Raw genomic sequence first — 14,053 nt, 5'->3', positions numbered from 1 at the left:
GGTTCCTCCTTCATGCGACCGGCTGCGTCCGCCTCCCCGTTCCCGTTCGACGGTGCTCCGAAACGTCGGTCATCGCGACGCATATCCCGGTCGAGCGGTGGGTAACGGCCGGGTGTGCACCAGTTCGCAGATCTCCCCCGACGCATCCGTCTCGACGCACCGATCGTGACGGTCGTCGGCGAGGCCATCCTCGACCGGTGGTGGATGGGCGGGAGTCGCCGCCTCAGCCGCGAGGCCCCGGCGCCGATCGTCGAGGTGTCCGCGCAGGTCGATGCGCCAGGCGGCGCGGCCAACACGGCGGTCAACCTCAGTGCCCTGGGCGTACGGGTCCGGCTCGTCTCCGCCGTCGGACCGGATGCCGCGGGCGACCGCATGCTGGAGCTGCTCGTCGAGGCCGGCGTCGACGTGTCGGGCGTCATCCGCTCTCCCTTGGTTCGCACGGTGAGCAAGACCCGCATCGTCGCCGACGACCAGGTGCTCGTCCGAGCGGATTCCGGATCCCTCGAGCTCGACGGCGACACGCGCGCGGAGTTGGCGGCTGCCCTCGGCACGGCGTTCGGTCCCGGCCTGGAGGACTCCGATGCCCTTGTCGTCAGCGACTACGGCTCGGGGCTCCTCTCCGACCCGGTCGTGTCCGCCCTGTGCAGGGCGCACCGGCCCGGACAGGTCGTCGTCGATGCGCATGATCCCGCGGCGTGGCGAGCCCTCGCCCCGGATGTCGCGGTGCCGAACGCCCGCGAGGCCGAGGCGCTGCTCGGTCACTCCCTCGGCGACGGGCCCGGGCGCGCGAGCGCAGTCGCGGCATCCGCCGACCGGCTCCGCAGCGCCGCCGGCGCGACCGCGCTCGTCGTGACCCTCGACCGCGACGGGGCCGTACTGGTCGCGCCGGAGTCCGTGCCGTTCACGACCCATGCACACCCGGTCTCGGAGAAGTACGCCTCCGGCGCCGGTGACACGTTCACCGCGTCGCTCACCGCCGCGCTCTGCGTCGGAGCGACTCTGGAGGACGCCACGAACCTCGGGCAATTCGCGGCGGATGTCGCGCTCCGCCACCTCGGCACCTCGGTGTGCTCATCGGAGGAATTGGCCGCCCAAGCCCTGCCCCGGCTTCCGGCCGTGCTGACGCCCGCCTCGCTCGCCTCGGCGATCAGGCGGGATCGCGAGCAGGGCCTCCGCATCGTCTTCACGAATGGCTGCTTCGACGTCCTGCATCTCGGCCACACGTCCTACCTGCGGCAGGCCCGCGAACTCGGCGACCGCCTGGTGGTGGCAGTGAACAGCGACGAGTCCGTGCGGCGGCTCAAGGGGCCCGACCGCCCGGTGAACGCCCAATCGGACCGGGCAGCGGTCCTCGCCGCGCTCGAATGCGTCGACTACGTCACGGTCTTCGACGGCGAGACCCCGATCCCGCTCATCGAGCGCCTGCAGCCGCAGGTCTACGTCAAGGGCGGCGACTACTCCGCGGAGATGCTCGCCGAGGCGGACGTCGTGCGCGGGTACGGCGGAGAGGTCGTGATGGTCGGCTACGTCCCCGCGCATTCGACCACCGCACTGGTCGACCGGATCAGGTCGGGTGGGCGCGAATGACGAGGCGTCCACGTGCCGATGGGCATGTTCTGGAGCCCGGGCCGTGCACCCAGGCACGACCCGCGAATGAGAGGAGAGAAGATGGCAACGCCGAACCCGATCCGAGTGCAGAAATTCCTCGGAGGGGTGAACTATCCGGCCTCGAAGCAGGACATCCTTCGCACGGCGCGTGAGTCGGGAGCCGATGACGAGGTGGTCGACGCCCTCAACGGCATCCCCGACCGGCAGTACGACGGGCCCACGGCCGTCAGCGAAGCGGTATCCGAGTGAACCCTCCGTGCAGAGGCACGGAGACGCGAACAGCCCCGGCTCGATGAGCCGGGGCTGTTGTGGTGGGCGATACTGGGATCGAACCAGTGACCTCTTCCGTGTCAGGGAAGCGCGCTACCGCTGCGCCAATCGCCCAAAGCCATGAACAAGTTCACAGCTTGGAGGTGGATACGGGATTCGAACCCGTGTATACGGCTTTGCAGGCCGCTGCCTCGCCTCTCGGCCAATCCACCGTGTATGGGTTCTCCACCAAAAGAACAGGACCCATGCTTTCGCCCAGATCCTGATCAGAGCGGATGACGAGATTCGAACTCGCGACCCTCACCTTGGCAAGGTGATGCGCTACCACTGCGCCACATCCGCATTTGCTTTCGCATTTCTGCGTGCAGAGAGACTCTAACCGATACTCGCGGCGATTCACAAACTGAGCGACGTTCACCTGGTGTTCAGCCCGGTCGCAGCCGGAATCCAGCTTCGCAACCCGGGCGTGTCCGGCCCCGATGCAGTGATCCTCGGCCCCGCGGGCCACTGCGACGCGGGCTCGGGTGCGCGATGAGCAAGCCTTGCCGTGACGCTCGCAGGCTGAAGGTCCGGGGCCGACGCGGTCGAGGTCGGGCCGACGCGCTCGGAAATCGCCGCTGACCCCACGATGTGCATTCGACGCGGATCGTCGGCTAGTATCGAGTCCGCGGTCACCCCGGTGAACGTGCAGCACATTTGGGCGATTGGCGCAGCTGGTAGCGCGCTTCCTTCACACGGAAGAGGTCGTCGGTTCGAGCCCGGCATCGCCCACGAACGCCCCCTCTCCACAGGGGGCGTTCTTCGTTAACGCATCCGCCCGCACGCCGGTCAGGACCAGCCGTACCTGGCGCTGAGCGCTTCCGCCAGCCGAAGGTAGCGAGCGGCGTCGAGGGAGGCCGCCTCGCGCCGCATCCCGCCCGTGCGCACGACGAAGACCCGGTCGATGTTCGCCCAGCTGGGACGACCCGTGGCGTCCCACGCGCCGGCGCCGAGGGCGACGAAGTCGCGGGAACCCTCATGCGCCTTGCTCGTGAGCTGCACGGCCAGCACCGCATCCGGACCGGATGCCGCGATCACGACGACCGGGCGGTCCTTGCCGCGTCCGTCCCGCTCCTCGTAGGGCACCCAGGTCCACACGATCTCACCGGGATCCGGCGCACCGTCCCTGGACGGGGCATAGCCGAGCCGCACACGGCGGAGGCTCCGCGGGTCGACCTCGACCGTGGCGGAGGCCCCGCCCTGCCCCGGAGACAGGAGCGTGGTCGAGACGGAGGAGCCGCCGGCGGCATCCGCTCGCGTGCTCTCCTTCCGGGGCGGCCGGAAGACGCTGCCGATGGCACGCCGAAGGGCGGTGAGGAAGCGGCCAGTGTCAGTCACACCCGCACACTACCTCACCGCCCTCGCGGTGTTTCAGTGGGTTCGGAGCTGTCGGATCAGGCGTTCTCGAGCTTGTACGCGTCCTCCCCGTGCACGACCGTGTCGATGCCGGCGACTTCGTCCTCGTTGGTCACGCGGAAGCCCATCGTCTTCTGGATGACCCAGCCGATCGCGAAGGCGAGCACGAACGAGTAGGCCAGGACCGTGAAGGCCGCGATCGCCTGGACCAGGAGCTGCGTGGCGTCACCGCTGTAGATCAGGCCGGTGTTGTTCGCGAAGAAGCCGAGGTACAGCGTTCCGATGAGGCCGCCGACGAGGTGGATGCCCACGACGTCGAGCGAGTCGTCGAAGCCGAGCTTGAACTTGAGGTCGATCGCGAGGGCGCAGACGGCGCCGGCGACGAGGCCGAGGACGATCGCCCAGCCCGGGGTCAGCGCCGCGCACGCCGGGGTGATCGCGACGAGACCTGCGACGGCACCGGATGCCGCGCCGACCGAGGTCGGCTTGCCGTCCTTGATCTTCTCGACGAGCAGCCAGGCGAGCAGCGCCGCTGCCGGAGCCGCGAGCGTGTTGACCCAGGCGAGTGCGGCGGTGCCGTCGGCGGCGAGCTCCGAGCCGGAGTTGAACCCGAACCAGCCGAACCAGAGCAGGCCGGCGCCGAGGAGCACGAAGGGCGGGTTGTGGGGCACGTGCGCACCCTTGGAGAACCCGACCCGCTTGCCGAGCACGAGCGCCAGGGCGAGGGCAGCCGCACCGGCGTTGATGTGCACGGCCGTGCCACCCGCGAAGTCGATCACGCCGACGCCGAAGGCCTCCTGCATGCCGAAGGTCGTCCAGCCGCCGTAGGCGAACGAACCGTCGTCTGCGAGTCCGAAGTTGAAGACCCAGCTCGCGACCGGGAAGTAGACGATCGTCGCCCAGACGGCCGCGAAGACCATCCATGCGCCGAACTTCGCCCGGTCGGCGATCGCTCCCGAGATCAGTGCGACCGTGAGGATCGCGAAGGTCGCCTGGAAGGCCACGAAGGCGAGCGGCGGGTACGCGGCGCCCTCCGGGGTCTCGAGGAGGCTCGTGAGGCCGATGGCCGACCAGTCGATCGCCCACGGCGCGACCAGGCCCTCGGCAGCGGGGAAGGCGATGGCGTAGCCGTAGAGCACCCAGAGGACGCCGATGAGGCCGATCGCGCCGAAGCTCATCATCATCATGCTGATGACGCTCTTCGCCTTGACCAGACCGCCGTAGAAGAACGCGAGTCCCGGAGTCATGAGCAGCACCAATGCCGCCATGATCAACAGGAACGCAGTGTTGCCTTGATCCATCTCGAACCTCTCTCGGGGAAACCACGGGTGGGGAACCTGTGTCGCCAAGTTTCACGAGAGGACGTTTCGATCGGGACCGCGTTCTGTTTCGCGGAGGTTACGCACCGGCCCGCGGCGTAAACAGCACGTTTCGCGGTGCCGTCCAAGCGATGTGAATCAGCTCGGGGAATGCCGTCGGTCGGGCGATGGAGCCTTCAGGTCAGGCGTGCGGAGGCAGTTCGCCGGTCGTGAGCGCGATCATGCGACTCATCGCCCGGAGGTACTTCTTGCGGTAGCCGCCCGCCATCATGTCGGCATCGAAGACCTGGTCGAGCGGAAGCCCGCTCGCGATGATCGGAACCTCGGCGTCGTAGACGCGGTCGATGAACGCGACGAGTCGCAGAGCCGCGTTCTGGTCCGAGAGCTCGTGCACGCCTTCGAGTGCGATGAACTCGACGTCGGCGAGCAGCTTGACGTACTTCGACGGGTGCACCGTGGCGAGATGCGCGATGAGGTCGTCGAATCCGTCGAGCGAGACGCGGTGGCCGCGTTCGGTGAGGGCCGTGGCGGTGCGCGCGACCGACTCGTCCCCGTCGAGGGTCGACGCACGCCCCTCGGTGTCACGGCGGCGGTAGTCGAGGCCGTCGATGCGCAAGGTCTCGAAGTTGGCCGAGAGCGCGTGGATCTCCCGGAGGAAGTCCGCCGCCGCGAATCGTCCCTCGCCGAGCGCGTTCGGCGGGGTGTTCGAGGTCGCGGCGACGCGCGTGCCGCCGGCCATGAGCTCACCGAGGAACCTGGTCATGAGCATGGTGTCGCCCGGGTCGTCGAGCTCGAACTCGTCGATGCAGATCAGGCGGGCGCCCGCCAGGAGCTTCACCGCGTTCGCGTATCCGAGGGCGCCCACCAGCGCGGTGTACTCGATGAACGTGCCGAAGTACTTCGGTCCGGGGGCGATGTGCCAGAGCGACGCGAGGAGGTGGGTCTTGCCGACGCCGAACCCGCCGTCGAGGTACACGCCGGGCAGCTCGGCCTTCGGCTTGCGGTTGCGGGAGAAGAAGCCGCCCGGGCGCTGCGCCCGCCACACCGCCGCGAATTCGCCGAGCCGCTCGAGTGCCGCCTGCTGCGAGGCGAAGTCGGGGTCCGGTCGGTACGACTCGAAGGAGGCGTGCTCGAACTGCGGCGGCGGGCTCAGCTCGGAGGCGATCTCCTCCCCCGAGATCGACGGGTTCCGGTCGACGAGGCGGATGAGGGCATGGCTCGATGCCGTGGTCATGCGTGAATGGCTCCCGTGTTGCACCGGATGACCGGCATGGCGACTCCCGTCGGCACGCCGCGTAGATTCGAGGTGGATCAGGTCACCAGCCTAGACCGCCCGCTTCACGCACCCGTCCGACCGGACGATCACAGGAGGTCCCCATGCCCGCCGAGTTCGACTCCGCCCCCAAGCTCGCCGAGTACGCCCATCCCGAGCGCCTCGTGACGACCGACTGGCTCGCCGCGAACCTGGGCCGGCCGGGGCTCGTGGTCGTCGAGTCCGATGAGGACGTCCTGCTCTACGAGACCGGCCACATCCCCGGCTCGGTGAAGGTCGACTGGCACACCGAGCTCAACGACCCGGTCGTTCGCGACTACCTCGACGGCGAGCGGTTCGCCGCCCTGCTCGGGTCCAAGGGCATCGCCCGCGACTCGACCGTCGTGATCTACGGCGACAAGAACAACTGGTGGGCCGCCTACGCGCTCTGGGTCTTCACGCTGTTCGGTCACGAGGACGTGCGGCTCCTCGACGGCGGGCGCGACCTCTGGATCGCCGAGGGCCGGGAACTGACCACGGATGCCACGCGGCCGACGCCCGTGGAGTACCCGATCGTCGAGCGGTCAGACTCCGACATCCGGGCGTTCAAGGAGGACGTGCTCGCACACCTCGGCGATCCGCTCATCGACGTCCGCTCACCCGAGGAGTACTCGGGAGAGCGGACGACCGCGCCGGCCTACCCCGAGGAGGGCGCGCTCCGCGCCGGCCACATCCCCACCGCGGCATCCGTGCCCTGGGCGAGGGCGGCCGCCGGCGACGGCACGTTCAAGTCGCGTGCCGAGCTGGACGCGATCTACCGCGGCGAGGTCGGCCTCGAGGACGGCGACGACATCATCGCCTACTGCCGCATCGGCGAGCGGTCCAGCCACACCTGGTTCGTCCTGACCCACCTGCTCGGCTTCGAGAACGTCCGCAACTACGACGGCTCGTGGACGGAGTGGGGCAGCGCGGTCCGCGTGCCGATCGCGACCGGCACCGAGCGCGGCGAGGCCCCGCGCCGCGGCTGACCGCGGATCCCGCCGGGGGTGGGAGAATGGATCGATGTCCTCCCAGCCCCTGCCCCAGCGTCTCGCCGAGACTCGCGACGACTTCCGAGCGCTCGGAGTTCCCGATCGCCTCCAGCTGCTGCTCGAGTTCTCGAACGAGCTTCCGGCGCTGCCGGCGCACTATGCGGAGCACCCCGACCTGCTCGAACGCGTCGTCGAGTGCCAGTCCCCCGTCTTCATCTTCGTGGAGGTGCGTGACGGCGCCGCGCACCTGTACGCGACGGCCCCCGCCGAGTCGCCCACGACGCGCGGCTTCGCGTCGATCCTCGTGCAGGGCATCGACGGACTCACGCCAGACGAGGTGCTGTCGATCCCCGACGACTACCCGCAGACGCTCGGGCTCGGCGAGGCGGTCTCCCCGCTGCGAGTCCGGGGCATGACGGGGATGCTCGCACGCGTCAAGCGTCAGCTGCGGGCGCAGCTTCCGGGGTAGCGCGCATCGATCCGAGCCATCCGCCGACGAGTGCGCGCCAGCGCTCTGGGTCGTGGTTGGCGAGCTTCGTGTGCCTGGCGCCCTCGAACACCTCGAACCGGATGAGGTCGGGACGGGCCTCGGCGAATCGGCGGGAGCCGTCGATCGGCACGAAGCCGTCGTCGACGCTGTGCATGAGCAGCATCGGGACCGTGAACTCGTCCGCCCTGGCCACCGGGTCGAGGTCCGCGACGTCCACGGGGGCGGCGAGCCCGGTGAGCCCTCCGCTCCAGGGCTCGCCGAGGAGATGTGCGACCGCGGACCCGAGGCCGGCGGGCATCCCCAGCGCGCGACCCTGGAATCGCAGGATGTCGACCCAGTCGATGGCCGGCGAGTCGAGGATGATCCCGACGAGCGGCTCGCGGACCTCTTCGGAGCGCAACGCCGCCTGCAGCGAGATGGCGCCGCCCATCGACCAGCCCATGAGCACGATCCGGCTCGCGCCACGCTCACGCGCGTACGCGACCGCCGCGACGACGTCCGCCCATTCGGTTCCGCCGAGTCCGTACCTGCGGTCGGTGCTGGCCGGGGCCTCGCCATCGTTCCGGAAGCTGATGAGCAGCGTCGTCCAGCCGGCCTCCCTCGCCGGCTCGACGGCGCGAAGGCCCTCATGACGCTTCGCGCCGCGGCCGTGCACCTGAATGATCCAGTCGGTCGAGACCGCGCCGTCGCGATGGGCGGGCACGAGCCACGCGGGCGCCGGCCCGAGGGGGGTGGGCACGACGACGTCCTCGTAATCCGGCGTGATCTCCCACGGCCCGAGGTGCACCCAGCCGCTCATCCGGCCCGACCTGGCCCGATCGAGCCGCCCGAAGTCGACGCCCTCGACCCGGCGGGTCACCGTGCCCGCGGCTTCGCGGAGGACCTCGCCGACCCGGGCGTGACCGGCGTCGCGTTCGAACCAGAGCCCGTACGACCCGCGCATCCGCGTCTCATCCGATGCCGCCAGCACGACCTCGCCACGATGCGGGTCCGCCGACAGGATGCGCACGTCGTCGCGCCGGACCGGTTCGGGCGTGACGACGCGTCGGGCGAACACCACTGTGGTCGCGACGGCGGCGACCGCCGCAGCCACCGCGGTCCCAGCGGCGATCGCGCCGACCGTGGTCGCCGCGCCTCCTGGTCGGCCCATGATGCCCTCCGTTCGAAGCCCGATTCGGTGTCACCGGGGGCGGCGTGCCGCCGCGGCGCACTCTCGTCGAGACTCTAGTCTGCACACGTGCCCGACTCCTCGACGCATCACCCCCCAGAGTTCGCGGCCGCACTCGAGTCACTGCGTGCGGCCTCCCCCCGCGCGGAACTGCGCGTGCAGGAGATTCCGCCGCCAGGCGCGCTGGCGCCGTTCTCGGTCGCCCTCTCCGCCGACGTCGCACCGTCGCCGGGCCCTCACGGCGACGACTCGGAGCTCGGCACCGGGCGCTTCGTCCTGCTCTACGACGCGATGGAACCCGAGTCGTGGGGTGGCCGGTTCCGCATCGTCTGCTTCGCCCAGGCTCCGCTCGAGACCGACATCGGCCTCGACCCCTTCCTGGCGGATGTCGCGTGGTCCTGGCTCGTGGACGCCCTCGACGCACGCGGGGCGAACTACGTCGCGGCATCCGGGACCGCGACCAAGATCCTCTCGACCGGGTTCGGCGAACTCGCGCGCCAGGGCGACGGGGCGCAGATCGAGCTGCGGGCGTCGTGGACCCCCCTCGACGCCGGGATCGCCGCGCATGTGGAAGGCTGGAGCGAATTGTTGTGCATGCTGGCCGGGCTGCCGCCTCGCTCCGAGGGGGTGACCGCCCTGCCCCGACGGAGGTCGAAACGTGGATGAATTGCGGGTCATCGAGACACCCGCCGACTTCGACGACGCGGTCCGCCGCATCGGCGAGGGCGAAGGACCGATCGCCGTCGACGCCGAGCGTGCCAGCGGCTTCAAGTACTCGCAGCGGGCGTACCTGATCCAGATGTACCGCCGCGGCGCGGGCACCTTCCTCTTCGACCCGCCGCAGATCCCCGACTTCTCCGCACTCCAGTCCGTGATGGCCGACGAGGAGTGGGTGCTGCACGCCGCCAGCCAGGACCTCGCCTGCCTCCGCGAGGTCGGCCTGGAGCCCGACCGGATCTTCGACACCGAGCTCGCCGCACGGCTGCTCGGCATGCCGAGGGTCGGCCTGGCCGCTGTCGTCGAGGAGTTGCTCGGCATCCACCTGGCGAAGGAGCACTCGGCGGCCGACTGGTCGACTCGGCCGCTGCCCCAGCCGTGGCTGACCTACGCCGCGCTCGATGTCGAGCTGCTGGTCGACGTGCGCGATCGACTCGTGGAGCGCCTCGTCGAGACCGAGAAGACCTCGCTCGCGGCTGAGGAGTTCGACGCGGTGCTCCGGCGCGAGCCCAAGCCGGTCGGACCGGAGCCCTGGCGCAGGCTCTCCGGCATCCACGCGATCCGGTCCCCCCGCAGCCTCGCCGTCGCCCGTGAGCTCTGGCTCGCCCGGGACGAGTTCGCGTCGTCCACGGATGTCGCACCCGGGCGTCTCGTGCCGGACGCCTCGATCCTCGCGGTCGTCAAGGCCCTGCCCCGCACGCGCAAGGCGCTCGCCGACCTGCGCGCGTTCACCGGGCGGGCGAGTCGGACCGAGCTGGATCGATGGTGGGCGGCGGTCGAGCGCGGCCTCACCACCGAGGACCTCCCGGCCACCCGCATCCCGAACGATGCGCCGCCGCCCCCGCGAGCCTGGGCGATGCGCAATCCGGAGGCCGACGCGAGGCTGCGCTTCGCGAAGGCCGCCGTGACGGAGGTCGCCGAGGCGATGGACATGCCCGTCGAGAATCTGCTGACCCCCGATCACCTCCGTCGGCTCGCGTGGCATCCGCCCGCCGCGCCCGACCTCGGCTCGATCCGTGCCGAGCTCGAAGCGCTCGGCGCACGGCCCTGGCAGATTGACGCTACGGCACAGAGAATCTCCGTCGCCTTTGTGGACGCGTCACAATCCGTGCTCGACGCTGAGAAGCCGGTTTCGTAGGAACCGTCAAGCGATTCAGGGCCCCCTCAGGCGCATTCGTAGGATCGAGTCATCCAGATCGAAAGTGAGCTGCAGCGTGGCACATCAAGCTGATGTCGTGTTCGTCGACGGAGTCCGTACTCCGTTCGGCAAGGCCGGCGAAAAGGGCATGTATTGGAACACCCGAGCCGACGACCTCGTCGTGAAGGCGATCGTCGGGCTCCTCGAGCGCAACCCGAACGTCCCGAAGGAGCGCATCGACGAGGTCGCGATCGCAGCGACGACGCAGACGGGTGACCAGGGCCTCACGCTCGGCCGCACCGCGGCGATCCTCGCGGGCCTGCCGAAGACCGTCCCCGGTTTCTCGATCGACCGCATGTGCGCCGGTGCGATGACGGCCGCCGCCATGGTGTCCGGCTCGATCGGCTTCGGCATGTACGACCTCGCCATCGCCGGCGGTGTCGAGCACATGGGTCACCACCCGATGGGTTCCGGCGTCGACCCCAACCCCCGTTTCCTCTCGGAGCGCCTCGTCGGCGAGGACGCCCTCGTCATGGGCGCGACCGCCGAGCGCATCCACGACCGGTTCCCGCAGCTCACCAAGGAGCGCAGCGACCGCTACGCCCTCGCGAGCCAGCAGAAGACGGCGGCAGCGTACGCCGCAGGCAAGATCCAGCAGGACCTCGTCTCGGTCGCGATCCGCACCGAGCAGGGCTGGGGCCTCGCCACGCAGGACGAGGTCATGCGACCCGAGACCACGCTCGAGGGGCTCGCAGCACTGAAGACGCCGTTCCGCCCGCACGGGCGCATCACTGCCGGCAACGCCTCCGGATTGAACGACGGCGCCACGGCCGCCCTGCTCGCATCGGGCGACACCGCGAAGGAGCTCGGCCTCACCCCGAAGATGCGGCTCGTCAGCTACGCGTTCGCCGGCGTCGATCCCGAGATCATGGGCATCGGCCCGATCCCCGCCACCGAGAAGGCCCTTCGCAAGGCGGGCCTGACGATCGCGGACATCGACCTCTTCGAGATGAACGAGGCGTTCGCCGTGCAGGTGCTCTCCTTCCTCGACCACTACGGCATCGCCGACGACGACCCCCGGGTGAACCCGTGGGGCGGCGCGATCGCCGTCGGCCACCCGCTCGCCTCCTCCGGCGTGCGCCTCATGAACCAGCTCGCGAGCCAGTTCACCGAGCGGCCCGACGTGCGCTACGGCATCACGAGCATGTGCGTCGGCCTCGGACAGGGCGGCACGATGATCTGGGAGAACCCGAACTTCGACAAGAAGGCGAAGAAGCGCGCATGACCGACTACTCGACCATCGACTTCGACTCGCTCGTCGCTCTCGCCGGCGACGACGAGGTCGTGACCCATTCCTACGTCCGCGACATCCGCCTCGCCTCCGGCAGGACGCTCGCCCTCGTCACGCTCGACAACGGGCGCGACCACACCCGTCCCAACACCCTCGGCGCCGCGACCCTGCTCGAGTACGCGGCGACGCTCGACGCGCTGAAGGCACGCGCGGCCGCGGGCGAGATCGACGCGGTCGCCGTGACGGGCAAGCCGTTCATCCTCGCCGCAGGCGCAGACCTCTCGAAGGTCGCGGAGATCCCCGACAAGGAGACGGCGAAGAAGTTCGTCCAGCTCGGTCACCACGCGCTCAGCAAGCTGTCGGGCCTCGGCGTGCCGACGTTCGTGTTCACGAACGGCCTCGCGCTGGGCGGCGGCCTCGAGATCGGCCTGCACGCCGACTACCGCACCGTCGACGCATCCGCCCCGGCCCTGGCCCTTCCCGAGGTCTTCCTCGGGCTCATCCCGGGATGGGGCGGCGCGACGATCCTGCCGAACCTCATCGGCATCGAGAACGCCCTCAAGGTGATCATCGAGAACCCGCTCAAGCAGAACCGCACGATGAAGGCGCAGGACGCGTTCGACCTCGGCATCGCCGACGCGATCTTCCCCTCGGTCAACTACCTCGAGGACTCGCTGAGGTGGGCCGACGGCGTGCTCACCGGCGCGATCAAGGTGAGGCGCCCCAACGAGCCGGGCAAGCTCGAGCGCCTCGCCAAGTGGGACATCGCGATCAAGGTCGCACGCGACATGCTGACCAAGCGCATCGGCACGGTGCCGCAGGCCCCGTATGCGGCGCTCGACCTGATGAAGGCGGCGAAGTCCGGAACGCGCGCCGAGGGATTCCAGCGGGAGGACGAGGTGCTGGCCGACCTCATCGCCGGTGACCAGCTCCAGGCCTCGATCTACTCGTTCAACCTCGTGCAGAAGCGCGCCAAGCGCCCGGCCGGCGCACCCGACAAGGCCATCGCCAAGAAGGTCACGAAGGTCGGCGTGGTCGGCGCCGGGTATATGGCGAGCCAACTCGCCCTGCTGTTCGTCCGCCGCCTGCAGGTGCCCGTGGTCATCACGGACATCGACCAGGAGCGCGTCGACAAGGGCGTGGCCTACATCGCTGGAGAGATCGACGCGCTGCACGGCAAGGGCCGCATCTCCCCCGACGAGGCGAATCGGTTGAAGGCCCTCGTGACGGGCACCACCGACAAGGCCGACTTCGCCGACTGCGACTGGGTCATCGAGGCCGTGTTCGAAGAGCTCGAGATCAAGCAGAACGTGTTCGCTGAGGTGGAGCGGTACGTCTCGCCCGAGGCGGTGCTCGCCACGAACACCTCCTCGCTCTCCGTCGAGCAGATCGGGGCGAAGCTCGCCAACCCCGAGCGCCTCGTCGGATTCCACTTTTTCACGCCCGTCGCGCTCATGCCGCTGATCGAGGTCGTCAAGACCTCGCACACCGACGAGGCGACCCTCTCGACCGCCATGGTGACGGCGAAGAACCTCAAGAAGAACGCCGTGATCACCGCCGACACCCCCGGTTTCGTCGTGAACCGCCTCCTCGCCGTACTGCTCGGCGAGGCCATGCGGGCGGTCGACGAGGGCACCACCTTCGAGACCGTCGACAAGGCGATCGCGCCGCTCGGCCTTCCCATGGCGCCGTCGGCCCTGCTCGACCTCGTCGGGCTCAAGGTCGGCGCCCACGTGCTCGACACCCACCACGCGGCGTTCCCCGACCGGTTCTACCGGAGCGAGAACCTGCACCGGCTCGCCGACTACGGCAAGCTGCTCGAGAAGGACGACAAGGGCAAGGTCAAGGGCTTCGACAAGGGCGCGCTGAAGCTCGTCGCCGGCGGCAAGAACCCTCGCAGCGCCGACGAGATCCTCGTCGCGCTGGAAGACGGCCTCGCGCGCGAGATCAAGCTGATGCTCGACGGTGACGTCGTCGCCGCGCCGGAGGACATCGACCTCTGCATGATCCTCGGTGCGGGCTTCCCGTTCCAGATGGGCGGCGTGACGCCGTATCTCGACCGCGTCGGGGCATCCGAGCGCGTCTTCGGTGCGACCTTCCACACGCCGCCGGTTCGCGGCGTCGAGGCGTAACGCCGGTTCGACCCGAAGGGGCCGGCTCCGCGATTGCGGAACCGGCCCCTTTCGTGTGTCACCCCTCGGCCACTGAGCGGCAACCGACCAGACGGCCGGCCCGAGGGCGGACGGGCTAGCTGTACTGACCTCGACCGTTGTTGATTCGGTCGATGGGGGTTTTGCCTCCGATGCCGAGGTGGGTTCTGTCTAGGTTGTAGTGGTCGAGCCAGGTTGGCAAGGCTGCTGCGCGTTCCGTGTTG

12 protein-coding genes, 4 tRNA genes and 1 pseudogene are annotated in these 14,053 nt (G+C 69.6%); 9 read left to right on the top strand and 8 right to left on the bottom strand.

The features are described from left to right. The first annotated feature begins 114 nt into the window (after window positions 1-114). A complete protein-coding gene (gene rfaE2, locus GQQ95_RS10470; protein WP_246205391.1) occupies window positions 115-1,587 on the top strand; it encodes a D-glycero-beta-D-manno-heptose 1-phosphate adenylyltransferase in 1,473 nt (490 codons plus the stop codon). An 81-nt stretch (window positions 1,588-1,668) separates the two neighbouring features. After that, window positions 1,669-1,857 carry a DUF2795 domain-containing protein gene (locus GQQ95_RS10465; RefSeq protein ID WP_157427618.1) on the top strand — a complete coding sequence of 63 codons (189 nt, stop codon included), beginning with the start codon at window positions 1,669-1,671 and terminating at the stop codon, window positions 1,855-1,857. 60 nt (window positions 1,858-1,917) lie between these two features. Here the strand turns inward: GQQ95_RS10465 and GQQ95_RS10460 are convergent. The 3 genes from GQQ95_RS10460 to GQQ95_RS10450 all read right to left on the bottom strand — a co-directional run bounded on the left by GQQ95_RS10460 (window position 1,918) and on the right by GQQ95_RS10450 (window position 2,220). After that, a tRNA-Val gene (locus tag GQQ95_RS10460) sits at window positions 1,918-1,992 on the bottom strand. A 24-nt stretch (window positions 1,993-2,016) separates the two neighbouring features. Beyond that, a tRNA-Cys gene (locus GQQ95_RS10455) sits at window positions 2,017-2,090 on the bottom strand. Window positions 2,091-2,148: 58 nt separating this feature from the next. After that, a tRNA-Gly gene (locus GQQ95_RS10450) sits at window positions 2,149-2,220 on the bottom strand. A gap of 356 nt (window positions 2,221-2,576) precedes the next feature. Between GQQ95_RS10450 and GQQ95_RS10445 the strand changes: the two genes are divergently transcribed. Continuing rightward, window positions 2,577-2,649 (top strand) — tRNA-Val (locus GQQ95_RS10445). A 57-nt stretch (window positions 2,650-2,706) separates the two neighbouring features. Here GQQ95_RS10445 and GQQ95_RS10440 read toward each other — a convergent pair. The 3 genes from GQQ95_RS10440 to zapE all read right to left on the bottom strand — a co-directional run bounded on the left by GQQ95_RS10440 (window position 2,707) and on the right by zapE (window position 5,826). Then, entirely contained in the window at window positions 2,707-3,255 is a 549-nt protein-coding gene (locus GQQ95_RS10440) for a type II toxin-antitoxin system PemK/MazF family toxin (protein WP_246205386.1), read from the bottom strand. Between the two features lie 56 nt (window positions 3,256-3,311). Next, a complete protein-coding gene (locus GQQ95_RS10435) occupies window positions 3,312-4,574 on the bottom strand; it encodes an ammonium transporter (protein WP_157427617.1) in 1,263 nt (420 codons plus the stop codon). 199 nt (window positions 4,575-4,773) lie between these two features. Further along, window positions 4,774-5,826: a cell division protein ZapE gene (gene zapE / locus GQQ95_RS10430; RefSeq protein ID WP_157427616.1), complete on the bottom strand. Its 1,053-nt coding sequence runs from the start codon at window positions 5,824-5,826 to the stop codon at window positions 4,774-4,776. 143 nt (window positions 5,827-5,969) lie between these two features. Between zapE and GQQ95_RS10425 the strand changes: the two genes are divergently transcribed. Together GQQ95_RS10425 and GQQ95_RS10420 are read left to right on the top strand one after the other, a co-directional pair. After that, window positions 5,970-6,872 (top strand): sulfurtransferase, encoded by a 903-nt coding sequence (locus tag GQQ95_RS10425; RefSeq protein WP_157427615.1) that lies wholly within the window; start codon window positions 5,970-5,972, stop codon window positions 6,870-6,872. A 34-nt stretch (window positions 6,873-6,906) separates the two neighbouring features. Beyond that, window positions 6,907-7,344, top strand: coding sequence for a SufE family protein (locus GQQ95_RS10420; RefSeq protein WP_157427614.1), 438 nt, complete (start codon window positions 6,907-6,909; stop codon window positions 7,342-7,344). Here GQQ95_RS10420 and GQQ95_RS10415 read toward each other — a convergent pair. Next, window positions 7,310-8,515, bottom strand: a complete 1,206-nt coding sequence (locus tag GQQ95_RS10415; RefSeq protein ID WP_157427613.1) for an alpha/beta hydrolase family protein — start codon at window positions 8,513-8,515, stop codon at window positions 7,310-7,312. The two genes, GQQ95_RS10420 and GQQ95_RS10415, sit on opposite strands and share 35 nt — an antisense overlap. A gap of 87 nt (window positions 8,516-8,602) precedes the next feature. Between GQQ95_RS10415 and GQQ95_RS10410 the strand changes: the two genes are divergently transcribed. The 4 genes from GQQ95_RS10410 (at window position 8,603) to GQQ95_RS10395 (ending at window position 13,811) form a co-directional block, all read left to right on the top strand. Next, the gene (locus GQQ95_RS10410; protein WP_157427612.1) at window positions 8,603-9,199 is read left to right on the top strand and encodes a DUF3000 domain-containing protein; all 597 of its coding nucleotides are present in this window, start codon (window positions 8,603-8,605) and stop codon (window positions 9,197-9,199) included. Next, window positions 9,192-10,388 carry a ribonuclease D gene (locus tag GQQ95_RS10405; RefSeq protein ID WP_157427611.1) on the top strand — a complete coding sequence of 399 codons (1,197 nt, stop codon included), beginning with the start codon at window positions 9,192-9,194 and terminating at the stop codon, window positions 10,386-10,388. Before GQQ95_RS10410 ends, GQQ95_RS10405 begins: the two co-directional genes overlap by 8 nt. A gap of 76 nt (window positions 10,389-10,464) precedes the next feature. Next, window positions 10,465-11,673 carry a thiolase family protein gene (locus tag GQQ95_RS10400; protein ID WP_157427610.1) on the top strand — a complete coding sequence of 403 codons (1,209 nt, stop codon included), beginning with the start codon at window positions 10,465-10,467 and terminating at the stop codon, window positions 11,671-11,673. Next, window positions 11,670-13,811: a 3-hydroxyacyl-CoA dehydrogenase NAD-binding domain-containing protein gene (locus GQQ95_RS10395; protein WP_157427609.1), complete on the top strand. Its 2,142-nt coding sequence runs from the start codon at window positions 11,670-11,672 to the stop codon at window positions 13,809-13,811. Before GQQ95_RS10400 ends, GQQ95_RS10395 begins: the two co-directional genes overlap by 4 nt. 115 nt (window positions 13,812-13,926) lie before the next feature. Here GQQ95_RS10395 and GQQ95_RS19650 read toward each other — a convergent pair. After that, window positions 13,927-14,053 (bottom strand): annotated as a pseudogene (locus GQQ95_RS19650) (IS481 family transposase); the annotation flags it as partial.

Origin of the sequence: Agromyces salentinus (assembly GCF_009749395.1) — a bacterium.
In the GTDB taxonomy this organism is placed as follows: Bacteria; Actinomycetota; Actinomycetes; order Actinomycetales; family Microbacteriaceae; genus Agromyces; species Agromyces salentinus.
Note: the sequence above shows the minus strand (reverse complement) of the source record. Positions and strands in the feature narration are given on the sequence as shown.

Bases quoted from the DNA above. Each gene is read 5' to 3' on its own strand.
- GQQ95_RS10415 (WP_157427613.1), bottom strand. From the start codon at position 8,515: ATGGGCCGACCAGGAGGCGCGGCGACCACGGTCGGCGCGATCGCCGCT.
- zapE (WP_157427616.1), bottom strand. From the start codon at position 5,826: ATGACCACGGCATCGAGCCATGCCCTCATCCGCCTCGTCGACCGGAAC.
- GQQ95_RS10420 (WP_157427614.1), top strand. From the start codon at position 6,907: ATGTCCTCCCAGCCCCTGCCCCAGCGTCTCGCCGAGACTCGCGACGAC.
- GQQ95_RS10435 (WP_157427617.1), bottom strand. From the start codon at position 4,574: ATGGATCAAGGCAACACTGCGTTCCTGTTGATCATGGCGGCATTGGTG.
- GQQ95_RS10395 (WP_157427609.1), top strand. From the start codon at position 11,670: ATGACCGACTACTCGACCATCGACTTCGACTCGCTCGTCGCTCTCGCC.
- GQQ95_RS10425 (WP_157427615.1), top strand. From the start codon at position 5,970: ATGCCCGCCGAGTTCGACTCCGCCCCCAAGCTCGCCGAGTACGCCCAT.
- GQQ95_RS10465 (WP_157427618.1), top strand. From the start codon at position 1,669: ATGGCAACGCCGAACCCGATCCGAGTGCAGAAATTCCTCGGAGGGGTG.